15 protein-coding genes are annotated in these 14,611 nt (G+C 66.4%); 6 read left to right on the top strand and 9 right to left on the bottom strand.

All coding sequences use genetic code 11. The features are described 5' to 3' along the window. The first annotated feature begins 119 nt into the window (after window positions 1-119). Window positions 120-533 carry an HIT family protein gene (locus tag GOARA_RS06895; RefSeq protein ID WP_007321615.1) on the top strand — a complete coding sequence of 138 codons (414 nt, stop codon included), beginning with the start codon at window positions 120-122 and terminating at the stop codon, window positions 531-533. Here the strand turns inward: GOARA_RS06895 and GOARA_RS06890 are convergent. Together GOARA_RS06890 and GOARA_RS06885 are read right to left on the bottom strand one after the other, a co-directional pair. After that, the gene (locus tag GOARA_RS06890) at window positions 530-826 is read right to left on the bottom strand and encodes a rhodanese-like domain-containing protein (RefSeq protein ID WP_007321614.1); all 297 of its coding nucleotides are present in this window, start codon (window positions 824-826) and stop codon (window positions 530-532) included. The genes GOARA_RS06895 and GOARA_RS06890 overlap by 4 nt on opposite strands. A gap of 126 nt (window positions 827-952) precedes the next feature. Continuing rightward, window positions 953-2,662, bottom strand: coding sequence for a DEAD/DEAH box helicase (locus GOARA_RS06885; RefSeq protein WP_007321613.1), 1,710 nt, complete (start codon window positions 2,660-2,662; stop codon window positions 953-955). 150 nt (window positions 2,663-2,812) lie between these two features. On the opposite strand from GOARA_RS06885, the gene GOARA_RS06880 reads away from it, so the two are divergent. Together GOARA_RS06880 and opgC are read left to right on the top strand one after the other, a co-directional pair. Beyond that, window positions 2,813-4,597 carry an AMP-dependent synthetase/ligase gene (locus GOARA_RS06880; RefSeq protein ID WP_007321612.1) on the top strand — a complete coding sequence of 595 codons (1,785 nt, stop codon included), beginning with the start codon at window positions 2,813-2,815 and terminating at the stop codon, window positions 4,595-4,597. Between the two features lie 106 nt (window positions 4,598-4,703). Beyond that, entirely contained in the window at window positions 4,704-5,837 is a 1,134-nt protein-coding gene (gene opgC, locus GOARA_RS06875; protein ID WP_007321611.1) for an OpgC domain-containing protein, read from the top strand. 17 nt (window positions 5,838-5,854) lie between these two features. On the opposite strand, the gene GOARA_RS06870 is transcribed toward opgC, so the two are convergent. Together GOARA_RS06870 and GOARA_RS06865 are read right to left on the bottom strand one after the other, a co-directional pair. Then, on the bottom strand, window positions 5,855-7,351 hold the full coding sequence (locus GOARA_RS06870; protein ID WP_007321610.1) for a DUF7782 domain-containing protein: 1,497 nt from the start codon (window positions 7,349-7,351) through the stop codon (window positions 5,855-5,857). Further along, window positions 7,348-8,067 (bottom strand): HNH endonuclease family protein, encoded by a 720-nt coding sequence (locus GOARA_RS06865; protein ID WP_245548378.1) that lies wholly within the window; start codon window positions 8,065-8,067, stop codon window positions 7,348-7,350. Before GOARA_RS06865 ends, GOARA_RS06870 begins: the two co-directional genes overlap by 4 nt. 153 nt (window positions 8,068-8,220) lie before the next feature. Here GOARA_RS06865 and GOARA_RS06860 point away from each other — a divergent pair, with 153 nt between their 5' ends. Both GOARA_RS06860 and GOARA_RS06855 read left to right on the top strand, forming a co-directional pair. Further along, on the top strand, window positions 8,221-8,940 hold the full coding sequence (locus GOARA_RS06860; protein ID WP_007321608.1) for a trypsin-like serine protease: 720 nt from the start codon (window positions 8,221-8,223) through the stop codon (window positions 8,938-8,940). A gap of 131 nt (window positions 8,941-9,071) precedes the next feature. Next, entirely contained in the window at window positions 9,072-9,788 is a 717-nt protein-coding gene (locus GOARA_RS06855) for a trypsin-like serine protease (protein WP_007321607.1), read from the top strand. Window positions 9,789-9,852: 64 nt separating this feature from the next. Here the strand turns inward: GOARA_RS06855 and GOARA_RS06850 are convergent, their stop codons facing one another. Next, complete coding sequence (locus GOARA_RS06850) at window positions 9,853-10,389, bottom strand: carboxymuconolactone decarboxylase family protein (RefSeq protein WP_007321606.1); 537 nt, start codon at window positions 10,387-10,389, stop codon at window positions 9,853-9,855. A gap of 124 nt (window positions 10,390-10,513) precedes the next feature. Between GOARA_RS06850 and GOARA_RS06845 the strand changes: the two genes are divergently transcribed. Further along, window positions 10,514-11,362, top strand: coding sequence for an AraC family transcriptional regulator (locus GOARA_RS06845; RefSeq protein WP_007321605.1), 849 nt, complete (start codon window positions 10,514-10,516; stop codon window positions 11,360-11,362). 7 nt (window positions 11,363-11,369) lie between these two features. Here the strand turns inward: GOARA_RS06845 and GOARA_RS06840 are convergent, their stop codons facing one another. The 4 genes from GOARA_RS06840 to GOARA_RS06825 form a co-directional block, all read right to left on the bottom strand. Further along, the gene (locus GOARA_RS06840; protein WP_138947584.1) at window positions 11,370-11,903 is read right to left on the bottom strand and encodes a hypothetical protein; all 534 of its coding nucleotides are present in this window, start codon (window positions 11,901-11,903) and stop codon (window positions 11,370-11,372) included. Next, entirely contained in the window at window positions 11,900-13,567 is a 1,668-nt protein-coding gene (locus tag GOARA_RS06835; protein WP_007321603.1) for an alpha/beta hydrolase, read from the bottom strand. The genes GOARA_RS06840 and GOARA_RS06835 overlap by 4 nt, the downstream gene beginning before the upstream one ends. Continuing rightward, window positions 13,567-13,977 (bottom strand): hypothetical protein, encoded by a 411-nt coding sequence (locus tag GOARA_RS06830; RefSeq protein WP_007321602.1) that lies wholly within the window; start codon window positions 13,975-13,977, stop codon window positions 13,567-13,569. Before GOARA_RS06830 ends, GOARA_RS06835 begins: the two co-directional genes overlap by 1 nt. Window positions 13,978-14,180: 203 nt before the next feature. Beyond that, the coding region (locus GOARA_RS06825) for a hypothetical protein (RefSeq protein WP_007321601.1) at window positions 14,181-14,611 on the bottom strand (431 nt) is incomplete at its 5' end.

Here is a 14,611-nt window from a genome sequence, read left to right as displayed (position 1 = left end):
GTCAAAGTTCCTGTTCACGACGCACCGCCGGTGGCTCAACCCTCTCACCTGCGGCGATCGTGATTCGTTATCAAATCGTTATCATCGGCGCGCGCGCTGATTCCGGTAGGGTCCGCCACATGCCCGACTGCATCTTTTGCGACATCATCACCGGCGCCGCACCTTCCCGACAGGTTTACGCCGACGATCACGTCGTCGGATTCCTGGACATCAGACCCGTCATGCGGGGGCACACGCTGATCGTGCCGAGAACACATTCGAGCGGCTTGGCCGATCTCGATACCGGCATCGGCGAGAAGGTGTTCTCCACCGGACAACGGGTCGGCGTCGCGATGCGCGAGGCGCTGGGCGCCGACGGCGTCAACCTTCTCGTCAACGACGGCCGCGCGGCCATGCAGACGGTGTTCCACACTCATCTACACGTCGTACCGCGCCACAAGGGCGACAAACTCTCCTTCGCCAAGGGGCTCGTCGTGCGCAGGGATCCGAATCCCGACGAAACCGCCGATCTGATCAGGCGGGCACTGGCCTAGCGGTCGCGGAGGGCGCGGAAGCCGCCGGCAACCCTGGCCAGCTTCGTGAATCCGAGACGGGACAGCCGCGACTCGATCTCGTCGGCCTGGGCGTTCAAGGCCACCACGGCGACCTCCGCGTCGGGTCGGACACTCGGGTTCGCGCGCAGCTTTCCGGTCAGCTCACCGGGCTCGACGACGACCGCCCCCGGGACACTCCCCTGATGCCGGACCACCTGTGGCCGAACATCCAGAATGACCGCATCTCCACGTTGCGCCTGCTCCATCGCCTGCGCCGCCGAGATCTCCCGCATCGAATTGCCCTGCCTTCCACGAATCGTTCCGGAATACCGTCGTCCGCGTGGTCAACGAGCCGAAGCCGCGTCGAGTTCCACGCCCACTAGATTACGGAAAGATAACGTTCTGGCAAGGATGGGATCTCAGTATCGGTTGCGCCGCCCAGCGACCTTGGGGTTTGCCTTGCGGTAGCCGTCCCGATGACCGCCTTTGCGGCCACCGCGTGCACGCGGCGGCCCCATATCGGGCCGCAGGTCGATCGGATTGCGCCCGATCCGCGTGTGCTTGAGCGCCGCCATCGTCTCGGCGTCGAGATTCGCCGGGAGCTCCACCAGCGAGAAGTCGTCGCGGATGCTGATGTTGCCGAAGTCTCCGCGGGAGAGCCCGCCCTCGTTCGCGATGGCACCGACGATGGCGCCCGGCGTCACCTTGTGCTTGCGCCCGACCGCCAGCCGGTACGTCGCGAACGACCCTCCACTGCGACGCGGTGCGCGCTCGGACCGGTCGCGCTGCGGACGCTCGCCGGGCGGCGGGTCAGGCGCCATCAGGAAGCCGCCGTCACGCGTCTCCAGCGCCAATGCCGCGGCGATGTCCGCCATGGCGACGTCATGATCGCGCGCGTAGTTCTCCACCAGACCGCGGAACAGATCGAGGTGGTCGGATCCGAGATTCTCGGTGATCGAGTCGGCGAACCGGGCCACACGCTGGGCGTTCACGTCTTCGGCGGTCGGCAGGTCGATCTCGGTCAGCGACTGTCGGGTGGCCTTCTCGATCGCCCGCAACAGGTGTCGCTCGCGCGGCGAGACGAACAGCAGCGCGGTCCCCGAGCGGCCTGCACGCCCGGTGCGTCCGATGCGGTGCACGTAGGACTCGGTGTCATGCGGGATGTCGTAGTTGACGACATGGCTGATGCGGTCGACGTCGAGTCCGCGGGCGGCGACGTCGGTCGCCACGAGGATGTCCAGGGACCCCTCTTTGAGCTGATTGATCGTGCGTTCGCGCTGCGCCTGAACCATGTCGCCGTTGATCGCCATCGCCGACAGGCCGCGGGCCCGCAGTTTCTCGGCGAGTTCTTCCGTCGCCGATTTGGTGCGGACGAACACGATCATCCCGTCGAACTGTTCGACTTCCAGCACCCGCGTGAGCGCGTCGAGTTTGCGCTGGTGAGAGACCTGGAGATACTTCTGGGTGATGTTCTGCGCCGTCGAGGTCTTCGACTTGACGGTCACTTCGGCAGGATCGTGCAGATACTTCTGCGCCAGACGCCCGATCGCCTTGGGCATCGTCGCGGAGAACAACGCCACCTGCTTGCTGTCGGGAGTGTCGGCGAGGATCCGCTCGACATCCTCGGCGAAGCCCATCGTCAACATCTCGTCCGCCTCGTCGAGCACGAGGAACTCCAGCTCGGAGATGTCGAGCGTGCCCTTGTCGAGATGGTCGATGACGCGACCCGGGGTGCCCACGATCACCTGAGCGCCGCGACGGAGCCCGGACAACTGCACGCCGTAGCTCTGGCCGCCGTAGATCGGCAGCACCCGAAGCTCGGGGATGTGCGCGGCGTAGCGGCCGAAAGCCTCGGCCACCTGCAACGCCAGCTCGCGGGTCGGCGCGAGCACCAGCGCCTGCGGTTTGCGGGCCGAGGTGTCGAGACGCGACAGGATGGGAATGGCGAACGCGGCGGTCTTGCCCGTACCGGTCTGCGCGAGACCGACGACGTCTCGACCCGCCATCAGCGGTGGGATGGTTGCGGCCTGGATGGGCGACGGGGTTTCGTAGCCCACATCGTCGAGGGCTCGGCGAACGCGGTCGTCGATGCCCAAGTCGTCAAAGGACTCAGTGTGATTCTCGGTCATTATGACTGTTCACTCTATCTCTGACCGGTCCCAGAACCCTCATCCGCGAACCAACAGCGGAGACCGGCTGTGACCGCCAACACGGACTTGCTACCGTGGCAGTCGATCAAATCAGACATTCCGCGTTCAATACCGCTTGGGAGCAGCAACATGATTGAATCCAGCACGCCCGCCAACTTCACGATCGACGAGTCCAAGACCTGCGTCGACACCGTGTTGCGCTACCGGGCCGAACGCCCCACCATGCCGCTGTTCCGCCGTTACGCCAACGGAGCGTGGGTCAACGTCACCGCCGGCCAGTTCGCCGACGAGGTCGACGCCGTCGCCAAGGGCCTGATCGCCTCGGGAGTCCAGCCGGGCGACCGCGTCGCGCTGCTCTCATCGACCCGCTTCGAGTGGACTGTCATCGACTACGCGATCTGGCGCGCCGGTGCGACCACCGTGGCCATCTTCGACACCTCCTCCCCCGACCAGGTCGACTGGATCCTCTCCGACTCGGGCACCTCGCTGGTGATCCTCGAGTCGCAGGCCCATGCCTCCGCGCATGCCGACGTCATCAAGGGTTGCAAAGACGTCCGCGAGACGCTCGTCATCGACGACGGCGCCATCGCCGAGCTCACCAAACGCGGCAAGGACGTGTCCGACGCGGACCTCGATGCGCGCAACGCCAAAGCCAGTGCCGCCGACGCCGCGACCCTCATCTACACCTCGGGAACCACCGGCCGCCCGAAGGGCGTCGTGCTGACCCACGCGAACTTCATGGCCGAAGCCGCCGCGGTCACCGACTCGCTCGGGACGATGATGCGCGAGGGCAAGTCCACGCTGCTGTTCCTCCCGCTGGCCCACGTCTTCGCCCGCGTCATCGCGGTCACGGCGCTGGAGAACCGCGTGATCGTCGGACACACCAGCGACCTCACCAGCCTCGTCGACCTGCTCGCCGCCTTCTCCCCCGACTTCGTCCTGTCGGTGCCGCGCGTCTTCGAGAAGGTCTACAACTCAGCCGAGCAGAAGGCCATCGACGGCGGTAAGGGCAAGATCTTCGGCAAGGCGGCCGAGACCGCCATCGAATGGAGCAAGGCCCAGGACACCGGCGGCGCCGGGCTGGGCCTCAAGCTCAAGCACGCCGTCTTCGACAAGCTGGTCTACAGCAAGCTGCGCGCGGCCCTCGGCGGTCGCTGCGAAGCGGCCGTCTCCGGCGGCGGACCGCTCGGCGCGCGCCTCGGCCACTTCTTCCGCGGCGCCGGCGTGCCGATCTTCGAGGGCTACGGCCTGACCGAGACGACGGCCGCCGTCACCGTGAACCGCCCGGATGCGCAGCAGGTCGGAAGCGTCGGACGCCCGGTCGCGGGTATGAGCGTCGCCATCGCCGAGGACGGCGAAGTCCTGCTCAAGGGACCGGTCGTGTTCGGCGGCTACTGGAAGAACGAGAAGGCAACGGCCGAGGCCATCGTCGACGGCTGGTTCCACACCGGCGACCTCGGCAGCCTCAACGACGGCTTCCTCTCCATCACCGGCCGCAAGAAGGAGATCCTCGTCACGGCCGGCGGCAAGAACGTCTCGCCTGCTCAGCTGGAGGACACCATCCGCGCCAACGCCCTGGTCAGCCAGTGCCTGGTCGTCGGCGACGGCAAGCCCTTCATCGGCGCGCTGATCACCCTCGATCCGGAGGCCGTGCCCGGCTGGCTGGAGCGCAACAGCCTGCCCGCCGACACCCCGATCGGCGACGTCGCGAACAACGCCGCTCTGCGCCAGGAGATCCAGGCGGCGGTCGACGCCGCCAATGCGACCGTGTCGAAGGCCGAGGCGATCAAGAAATTCACCATCCTCGATACCGATTTCACGGTGGAGAACGGCGGACTCACCCCGACGCTCAAGCTGAAGCGCAACGTCATCCACGAGGCGCACAAGCAGGCAATTGCCGACCTTTACACATAGGAATAGGCGCGCCGACCGACCTGACGGCGGTCAGAGCATCGAGCGCAAGGCACCCGCGGGCCGCGACTGGGCGATAGACGCGACCCGCGGGTTGGCCATTTGGAGCATGGTCGCCGCCCATTTCGCCGGAGCGAAATCCTGGCTGGGCCGGCCCACCCACTCCTATCCCTATGTCGACGGGATGGCAGCCTTCGTGCTGCTGTCGGGTCTGGTCCTGGGCATCGTCTACGGCGGATGGATCGCCAGGCGAGGATGGGGCTTCACCTACCGCCGACTCGGCAAACGGCTGGTCGTGCTCTACCTGTGCCAGTTGCTCATCTGCCTGGTCGCCGTCGCGGCCGGTTTGGCCGGCTACTACGACCTGGTGAAGCTCCGCCCGGTCAACGACGCCGAGACCGGGATCGGCCTGTCGCTACTTCTCCGGTACCTGCCGTCGGGGGGCGACATCCTGCTGATGTACCTGGTCTTCCTCGCGGCAGCGGGGTTGATGCTGCCGCTGCTCAAGCGGGGCCTGGGCTGGCTGGTCCTGCTCGGTTCGGTGGCGCTCTACGCCTACTCGCAGATCAACAGCCCCGCCTGGTTCTTCATCACCAGTTCACCCGGCCGGCGATGGATCGGGTCCCCCGACTGGTCGGACTGGTGGACGATCGCGTTCGGCGGACTGGACATCCAGAACTGGGCCGCCTGGCAGATCATGTTCTTTCCCGCGCTGGTGCTGGGGTGGTACTGGCGCCGATGGAAGGTCGACGAGTGGTTGGTGCGCCGACTGCCCTGGCTGCTGCTGGCCGCGACCGTCGGCTGGTTCGTCCTCTACTTCAGCTTCAAAGCCGGCCCGTGGCATCACATCGAATACAAGGTCGCCGACAAGGTCGACTTCCGCATCGCCCGCGTCTTCGCCTCCTGGCTGGCGGTCGCCGCGATCTACGGAACTTTCGCGTGGTTGCTCGCACATCTACGTCGACGCAACTGGCTTCGGCCGCTCATCATGACCGGTGCTCGCAGCCTGGACTCCTACGTTCTCCAGGCCGTGCTGCTGGTCGCGATACCGATCTTCCTCGTCGCACGCCCGTGGTCGTGGTGGATGACCGGGCTGATCACGGTCGGGGTCTTCGGCCTGTGCTGGCTGTGGGCGGAGTTCCGTCGCGCCCTGCTCGTCGACAAGCTGCACCGGCTTCCGGTGATCGTGGCCGACCGCCTCCGGTCGACCGTGGTACACCGGCGCAGCCGGATGAACCGCTGAGGTGCGACGGACCGGGGTCACACCGCGCGATAGAGGATCCCTCTGGCGATCGCTTCCCGCACGACCGGCAGGGCCGCCCGCGCGAGTGCGTCGGCATCGACACCTTGGTGCGCCGCGAGCAGCGCGACGAGGTCGGTCAGTTCGACCTGGCCCCGACAACCCGCCACCAGGGCGCGGGACACCTCGTCGAGCGCTAGTACGGCACCGGGTCCGCCGGGCCGTCGCAGCGCAGAACCGACAGTCTGCCAACCGGATTCGCCGAGTAGCGACTGCTCTTCGAGGACTACCGGCATCGCCGACAGCCGCATCCCCATCAGCTCGTCGTCGGAATGCGCGGCCAGAAAATCCTGTCGGTCGAAGAAGGCCCGCGCCTCGTCGCCGGTCACCTCCTCGCCCGCACCCGTGATCTCTTCGACGATCTGGAACCTTCCACCTGCGCCGGCTCCCGACGGCCGGCGCAGCGTCAGCACTCCCATGCCGACGGCGACGATGCCGGCGTCGGCGAAATAGTCGAGCCATTCGCGGCCGCGGTGCGCCGACCGTGCCGGCGACTCCCCCGCGTCGGCCAGCCAAAGCGAGACGTAACTGATCGGATCGGCCAGCTCGCGCTGCACCACCCATGCGTCCAACCCGGTGCGGGCCAGCCATTCTCGCGGGCGCGCGGCCCAGTCATCGGGATCGGCGACGGCCCAATTCGCCAGCACCGTCGCGGTTCCGCCCGGATTCAAGTGGTCCGGCAACTCCGCGATCAACCGCGCGCACAGTCCGTCGGCCGCGACCCCGGAGTCACGGTAGATGTAATCCTGGCTGCCGCTTCCGATGACGAACGGCGGATTCGAGACGATCAGATCGAAACGTTCGCCCTCGACCGGTTCGAAGAGACCGCCCCGCCTCAGATCCCAGCGTTGACCACTCGCTCGTGCCGTGGCCGCCGCCAGCGCGAGCGCGCGCTCGTTGGTGTCCGTCGCGACGATCTCTTCGCAATGCGCGCCGAGATGCAGCGCCTGGACACCGCAGCCCGTTCCGAGGTCGAGAGCGCGCCCGACGGGGCGACGAATCACTGCTCGCGCCAAGGAGATTGACGCTCCGCCGATCCCGAGGACGTGATCGACGGCGAGGGTGCCGGATCGCCGACCCGAATCCTGGTCGGCGAAGACCGTGTATTCACCCGCGTCGTCGGCGTAGGGCCGCACGTCGAGGATCGGCACGACCGCCCCACCGTCGAGGCCGACGATCCCCTGTGCGACGAGTTCGTCGACGCCGACGCCGGGCAGTGCGGCCGCCACCTCTTCGGCCGGACGAGACAGCCCGAGCAGGAACAGTGCGATCAGCGTCGACAGCGGGCGGCCGTCGTCGACTGCGGCGACCGCCGGCCAGCTGACACCACCCGTCAGCGACGCCGAGACGTCGGCGCCGAGATGATCGTCGATCCCGGCGGTGGTGAACACGGCGGCGCGCAGCGACTCGGCGAAGCGGCCGACGACATCGAGGTCGGCGCACGGCAGTTGGGTCATGCGGGCTTCTGGCAGGTCATCAGCACCGAGCGCATCGCGCTGGCCTCCTTCTGGGTGATCCACAGGCGGTAGGCCAGTTTCACATCGATCTGTCTATTGACGTAAACGCACCGGTACGCGCGGTTGGGCGGCAAGAACACCGCGGCGTCCATCGGACCCTTGTCCTGGTTGACGGCTCGCGAAACGGCCTGCAGATTGCGCGGATCATTGGCGAGATTACGTCGCGTGTCATCGTCGAGAAAGCGGGCGCCCGTCGTCCACGCGTTGGCCAGCGAGACCAGATGATCGATCTCGACCTCCCCCGACGTCGTCGGCCCGCGCAAGAAACGCATCGTCCTGGCCGTGTACTGGTCGAAAAGGGTTCCCGACGAGACGAAACAATTGCCCGGCCGCATGACGATATTGGTGAGGTCGCGGCGCAGGATGTCATCACGCGTGTTGCAGCCGTTGTGACCGAACTCGACGTTGACGTTGTCGTCCCATAGCGGACCGTAGGCGGCACGCGAGTACCCCTGCATCGAGACACGGTGGCGCACCGGCAATTTCAGCATCTTCGCCAGCGCGGCAGTGTCGATATAGGTGCTGGTCTCTCCGACCGCCACGGTCGAGGGCAGTCCGGAGCCGTCCGATACCGAGTCGATCTGCTCGAGCAGGTATTCCTGCAGACCACAGCCCGAGAGCACGGCGGCGAGCAGTCCGGTGAGAACTGCCGCCACTACCCGCAACCTGAGAATCACATCCAAATTATGCGTCAACTAGGTGACAACTTCGTCTACCAATTGCGCCCGTCGTGTCCGGCCGTTAATTTCAATTGAGTTGTCAGCGTCGCAAAGATCGTCAGATCACCACTAGATCGAGGTACACAAATAATGCGCTCATCCGCCCTGTTGACCGCTGCCCTGGCGCCTGCCGCCGTCGCGTTGGCCGTGGGTATGGCCGCCCCGGCCGCCGCCGCCCCCGCTGCGGGCGGCGCGACGATCACGTCGGGGATGGAGATCCGCCGCCCGACCACGATCATCACCGAGTCCAAGTGCACCCTCGGCGCCGTTGTCAGCAACACGCGGGCGCTCACCGCCGGTCACTGCGGCAAGCGGGGCGAGAAGATCTACACCGTCAAGGGCGACCAGATCGGCACGATCACGTCGAACCTGATCGGCCGCCACGCCGACATCGCGGTGATCTCACTGGTCCCGGGCGCACGGGTCAAGCGAGACAACATCGACTGGGGCGCTCGTGTCGCCCAGGGCGCCGCGGTGAGCAAGTCCGGAGCCACCACGGGACTGAGCCGAGGCGTCGTCGTCAACGCGAAGCCGAAGCTGATCAAGGCCGTCGAATGCCCGGTGCCCGGCCCCTTCGCCATCGCGTGCGCGTTCGCACCGCCCAGCCTGCTGGTCAACCAGTCGACCTACGTGGTGGAGACGACCTTCCGCTCCGAGTCCGGCGACAGCGGTGCCGGTGTCCGCCGCGGTGACGGTGCCATCGTCGGCATCGTCTCGTCCAAGGCGATCGGCGCTACCGACTCCAAGCAGCGGCCGCTGCAGCGCAGCTACTACACGCCGGTGTCACTCGTACCGGGCAACCTGCGCTGATCCACTCGTCGCACCGGTGCCGATCGTGCCGGGTCTGAACTCGCGCCGGACCGCTCGTGTTGCTGCTTCAACATCAAGAATGTAGCATTCAGTAAACTGTTCGTTTGCTCGAAGATTGAGGCAGATCACCTATGCGCACTTCCACCCTGTTGACCGCCGCGCTGGCGCCCGCCGCCGTAGTGCTGACCCTTGGCATGGCCACCCCGGCGATGGCCGCGCCCACCGCACCCGTCACCTCCGGAATGGAGATCAGGACAGAGAAGGTCCTCGTCGACTTCGGTGCCGGACAACTCGTCACACCGAGCAAGTGCACCCTCGGCGCGGTGATCAGCCCGTCGCGAGCACTCACCGCCGGCCACTGCGGAAAGCGCGGAACCAAGGTCTACAACGCGCAGCGGCGCAAGATCGGCACCATCACCGCGAACCTCATCGGCCGCCGCGCCGATATCGGCGTCATCGCCCTCGTCCCCGGGCTCCGGGTGCGAGTCGACAGCATCGACTGGGGCTCCCGGGTCGCCGCCGGTTCGCCGGTCAGCAAATCCGGCATCACCACGGGCCTCACGCGGGGCGTCGTGCTCGACCCCAGGCCGAAACTCGCACGCGCCGTCGAATGCCCTCCCCTCACCCCCAGCGAGGCATGTCGAGTGCTCCCGCCCGCGCTCCTGGTAAACCAGTCCACCTACGTGGTCGCGACGAACTTCCGCTCCAGGCCGGGCGACAGCGGCAGCGGCGTCCGCAACGGTAGCGGCCAGGTCGTGGGCATCGTCTCCTCCATCCCCGCCGATCCCAAGGCCAAGCAGCGCTCCTTCTACGCGCCCGTCGCGCTCGTGCCGGGCCACCTGCGCTGACCGATTCCTGCGACAAGCGCCGGGCCACTCCGACGAGTGGCCCGGCGCTTGTTCGTTTCGCGTGTCAGCGCAGCGCGACCGCGGGGAAGTCGACCGGTACGCCGAGCGCGATGTTCACGTAGTTGGTGTACAGGTTGAGGGCGACCTGACCGATCGTCTCGACGATCTCCTCGTCAGACCAGCCCAACTGCCGCAGCCCCTCCACCTCGGCGGGCGATACCTGCCCGCGCTCTTCGACCAGTTTGAGCGCGAATCCGAGCAACGCCGTGGTCTTCGGATCATCGGCGGTGCCGACCTGAGCCTCGGCCAGTTGCTCGCGGGTGAGGCCCGCTTTGCCTCCCAGCGCCGTATGCGCCGCCAGGCAGTACTCGCAGGAGTTGCGGTTGGCCACCGCGACGGCGATCTGCTCGCTGAGCGCGGGACCGAGTGCGCCACCGCCGAAAGCGCCGAACGCTCCCCACATGCTGGTGAGCGCGGCGGGAGAATTGGCGACGGCTTGGAACATGGCCGGAACAGCGCCGAAAGCGCCGTTGATCTGGTCGAGCTGGTTCTTGACCTCGCCGGTAGCGGCGGAAGCGTCGATCAGCGGAACGTTGGGCATGGCGTCTCCTTCAATTTCTTCGAGCCGGACGATGTGTCCGTAGCTCAAGAATGACGAATGATCGGAGACGAATTGATGCTTAGAGTCTTGATTACTTGTCTGATCGTCTGATCTACTAGCGGGCATGACGTCGCTGGATCGGCTGTCCCCGCTGCTGGAACGTTTTCGCGTTCGAACGCGCCTGTTCCACACCGGGCCGTTGTGCGGCGTCACCGCGTTTCCCGCTCAACCCGGACGCGGATTCCTCCACGTGCTGCGCGACGGCGATATGGAGGTGACGCATCCCGGCGCCGACCGGTCCCTCGAGCGCATCCGCGTCGGCGAGCCGAGCCTGCTCTTCTATCCGCGCCCGACCGAGCACGCGTTCCACAACGCCCCGGTCGATGGGGCAGACTTCGCCTGCGCCACCTTGGATTTCGACGGCGGCCCCACTCATCCGCTGGTGCGCGCTCTGCCGTCGGTCACGGTGCTCCCCCTCCACGAAGTCGATACTTTGGGTCCAACGCTCGACCTGCTCTTCGCCGAGGTCGACCGCATCTCGTGCGGGCAACGTCTACTCGTCGACCGGTTGTTCGAGGTCGTGCTCATTCAGCTGTTCCGCTGGATCGTCGCCAACCCGGATCGACTGCGCCTCGACGTCGGGCTCGTCGTCGGGCTCTCCGACGACCGGCTGGCGCCCGCGCTCATCGCCGTGCACGAGGCACCCGGTGAGGACTGGACGCTGAGTTCGATGGCGGCGAGGGCGAATATGTCCCGCAGCGCGTTCGCCGCGCGCTTCAAGGAGAAGGTCGGGCAGCCCCCTGCCGACTACCTCACCGACTGGCGGCTCACCGTAGCCCAGGAAAGGCTCCGACGCGGGGCCGCCGTATCGGTGGTCGCCGGTGAGCTGGGCTATTCGACTCCGTCGGCGTTCTCGCGGGTCTTCAGCCAGCGACTCGGCCGGTCGCCGCGCGCGTGGCTCGCCGCCAGCTAGCCCGCGGCTACCAATCGTCGACTTCGCCGGGATGACGGACGCACGGCGACCACGATTTGATGTCGACCCGCAGCGGCTCGCCGGTCCACTGCGTGAAACGCACGCTGACGGAGAACCCTCGCGAGTCCGTGGCGGCGAGATCACGCGGGTCATCGACTTTGGGCGGAGGACCGACCTCGAAACCTCGGCGCGCGAGCGCATCGAGGCCTTCTCTCACCCGAGCGAGATATTCCGGCGACGGATCCGACTTCCACTGGGATACCTCGTATCGCCACGGTGGCCCCATCGGCATGTGGCTCTCCGGATTCGTCGCACAGCCATACCTGCGCACCAGCGTGTCCGGCCACGGTGTCACCACCCAGTCGGGATCCACGGCGTGCAGATTCTGGTTGATCGTCCGCCACAGCTCAGCACGCGAAATGTCCATCGCCGGAACCTCCTCAGGTGACTTGACGCATGCGCCGAGCAGCGTCGTGAGAATCATGACGCCTACCGCGATCCGCGTCGAACGCCACCGCGCACGTGCCGGCCGAACACTCATCGCGGCGGAATCTGAACCGGCTCGGGCGGTCCCGGCGCCAAGATCACCGGCGGCGGGCTGCGGAAGTCCAGCGGATGGTCGGGGGCCCGCCACACATACGGCTCTGGCTCCTCGCCCTTGATGATCTTGACCATGTTCTGGAACGCATCCGATTCCGGGTCGTCCCAGTACTTGCCGTGCGCGCTCTGCCCCTCCACGAGATCGCCGTTCCCGTAATAGCCGCTGTCGATCCTCTGCACACCCGGGGCGGTATCGGGGTCGCCGCCGTGCTGCATCGGCGCCATCTGGGACCAGTGGATGGGATCGCCCGGAGGCGTGAGGGAATAGCGCTGGACATCCGGATTCGGGTTGCTCCACGGCTGATCGTCGATGACACCGGTCCCGGCCGACGACGCGTAGACGACGCGATCGGCATTGAGACCGAGTTGCTCGGCCGTTCCGACAACCGAGCCACCGTAGGAATGGCCGATATAGGTCGTCTTCGCGTTGGGTGCCGCGCCGTCGAGGGTGCGATCGAGTTCGTGGCCGAAGCTCACCAAACCCGGCGCCATTCGGTTGGCCGGCGTCGTGTCGAACGCGTCGTCGTCGGAAGTATTCGGCCACATGTTCTGGGGCAAATCGCCGTTCATGTACAGGATGACCGGTCCGCCCGAGCGATTGGCCAGATTCCATGCGGCGTTGTGGTTGCTCTGGCTGCCGTTCAGATTCGTGTTGGTTCCCGGCACGTAGACCGCAACGTTCCCGGTGTTCGGGCCGATCGCTCCGACGATCTCGATCATGTGCCCGTTCGCGTTGTTCTTGAAGGCCAGGAAGGTGCGTTCAGTCTTTCCGTCGTCGGCGCCCTTGGGGCCGGCCAGCGGGTCGTCGATCGGTTTCAGCATCTTCTCGAGCTGGCTGATCCGATCGTTGTTCGGCGGCTGTTTCTTCCGCTCGTCGTCCAGGGCGTTGCGGATGTTCACTTCGTTCGCGTCGATCCTGGTCTGGAACGGAACCCCGTCCATGTTGCCGATCTCGTCCGGATCGGCTTGCGCCAGCCGACGCAGTTGCTCGGGTGTCAGTCCGCCGAGAAGCGCGGCGCGCTGGTCAGGCGTCATGCCTTTCAGGCGAGAAACCAGTGCGTCCGGATCAATCGGCCCGATCCCCGGAATCACGAGATCCGGCTGGCCGTTCACCATCGAACTCAGGTCCGCGACCAGGCTCCGCAGTCGTCCGCCATACTTGTCGTCGAGATCGTTCACCGTGTTCAGCCCAGCGGTGATCACAGCCTGAAGCCGGTCCACCTCCGCCTTTATCTCAGTGTCCTCGTCCTGGTCGGGGTGCGATACGGTGCCGTCTTCGCCCACGTCATAGCCGGCCATGATCGCACCGTCGACTTCGCGTATCACGTGGTCCTTGGCGAAACCCAGATCCGTCGCGGCGTCGCCCGCTTCGTCGGCGATCTGATTGAGGACGTTGCGGACCTCTCGTGCGTGGTCCTGCTCCTGACTCATCCGGTTGTACGCCGCATCCCGGGTTTTCCCGTACCAAGAGCCGGCGTCGTCGATTCCGCGCATCGCCGTATCGACCGCCGTGTCCAGCTTTCCGGCGTTTCCCTCGACCGTGGTCGACGCGGTCCCCAGCCCGGGCGTATCCCATGCCCGAAGCTGGCTGATCGTCGGGCGCATCAGCGCTCGGTGAGGTCGCGGAATCCGGCGGCCGCGGTGTCGTCGGTCTCGACCGCGCGCGAATTGAACGCCTTCAATTTGTCGGCCATGTCGCTCAGTCGTTTACCGATGGAATCCGTCGCCTCTTTCGCTGGCGAGGGAACCGACCGGATCGCGGCAAAGGTCGCGCTGCCGTCTCCCGTCAGCGAACCCGCCGAGGAGAAGTCCAGACCGCTGACGTTTCCACTCTCGGTCCGCCATCCCTGCTCGATGGCGCTGACCTGGCTCGGAAGGATCCCGAACTGCGCCGAGCGCTGCACCGGCTCGCCGGGTGGAGCCGGGACCGGCAACGGCTCGGCAGGCATCGGGGCACGCGGTGTCGTCGTGGTCGGATTGGGCGGCTCGGGCACGCGCGGCGTCGTCGGCGTCACTTCTTCGGCCCCAGATCAAACCGGCGGTTCTGAACATCACTCAACAACGGATCCCCCAAACGTGCTCTGTGCATGCGCGACGTAACGCGATTTCCACGTAGCCAACCAAGGCCCACCACCGCTGTCAAGGACTTCTCCGCCAAACGAATGGGCAGGCACGGCCGCCTGTCGCCGAGACGCGCCTCGCGAGCCCGTCGTCCTCGTCATCCGGCCGGATTCCACTTCCTCAAGTCGGGCACCCAGGTCGCCATGTCCGGATACTCCTCGGCGGTGATCACCCAGATCTTATTGGCCGGCCTCGTCCCCGACATCAGCGTGAACCCGTATTGGCGGACCGCCGCTTCCGGCATCGCACGACTGCGGATCTGGACGACCCTGCTCGGCCGGCCGTCTGCGGAGAATCCCGCGAACTCGCCGCGGGTGTACATCGCACTCTCGCCCTCGACGGCGAACCTCTCCATCGGACGCTGGTCACCGTGCTCCTTGGGCATCTCCGATCCCGGGTCACCCATGGTGTAGCTGTACGCGCACGACATCAGGTTCTGGGCCGTCGAAAGTCGCGGGGCGAGCTTGGCCATGTCGTACACCGTGCGGTTCATGTCCATGATCTGTCGCCCGCTGGCACGCGGATCGT

Source organism: Gordonia araii NBRC 100433 (assembly GCF_000241265.1).
GTDB lineage: Bacteria > Actinomycetota > Actinomycetes > Mycobacteriales > Mycobacteriaceae > Gordonia > Gordonia araii.
Note: the sequence above shows the minus strand (reverse complement) of the source record. Positions and strands in the feature narration are given on the sequence as shown.

Excerpts from the sequence above, each read along its gene's own strand:
- opgC (WP_007321611.1), top strand. The coding sequence starts at position 4,704 with ATGGTCGCCGCCCATTTCGCCGGAGCGAAATCCTGGCTGGGCCGGCCC.
- GOARA_RS06835 (WP_007321603.1), bottom strand. The coding sequence starts at position 13,567 with ATGCGCCCGACGATCAGCCAGCTTCGGGCATGGGATACGCCCGGGCTG.
- GOARA_RS06855 (WP_007321607.1), top strand. The coding sequence starts at position 9,072 with ATGCGCACTTCCACCCTGTTGACCGCCGCGCTGGCGCCCGCCGCCGTA.
- GOARA_RS06890 (WP_007321614.1), bottom strand. The coding sequence starts at position 826 with ATGCGGGAGATCTCGGCGGCGCAGGCGATGGAGCAGGCGCAACGTGGA.
- GOARA_RS06870 (WP_007321610.1), bottom strand. The coding sequence starts at position 7,351 with ATGACCCAACTGCCGTGCGCCGACCTCGATGTCGTCGGCCGCTTCGCC.
- GOARA_RS06895 (WP_007321615.1), top strand. The coding sequence starts at position 120 with ATGCCCGACTGCATCTTTTGCGACATCATCACCGGCGCCGCACCTTCC.
- GOARA_RS06885 (WP_007321613.1), bottom strand. The coding sequence starts at position 2,662 with ATGACCGAGAATCACACTGAGTCCTTTGACGACTTGGGCATCGACGAC.
- GOARA_RS06880 (WP_007321612.1), top strand. The coding sequence starts at position 2,813 with ATGATTGAATCCAGCACGCCCGCCAACTTCACGATCGACGAGTCCAAG.
- GOARA_RS06840 (WP_138947584.1), bottom strand. The coding sequence starts at position 11,903 with ATGAGTGTTCGGCCGGCACGTGCGCGGTGGCGTTCGACGCGGATCGCG.
- GOARA_RS06860 (WP_007321608.1), top strand. The coding sequence starts at position 8,221 with ATGCGCTCATCCGCCCTGTTGACCGCTGCCCTGGCGCCTGCCGCCGTC.
- GOARA_RS06850 (WP_007321606.1), bottom strand. The coding sequence starts at position 10,389 with ATGCCCAACGTTCCGCTGATCGACGCTTCCGCCGCTACCGGCGAGGTC.
- GOARA_RS06845 (WP_007321605.1), top strand. The coding sequence starts at position 10,514 with ATGACGTCGCTGGATCGGCTGTCCCCGCTGCTGGAACGTTTTCGCGTT.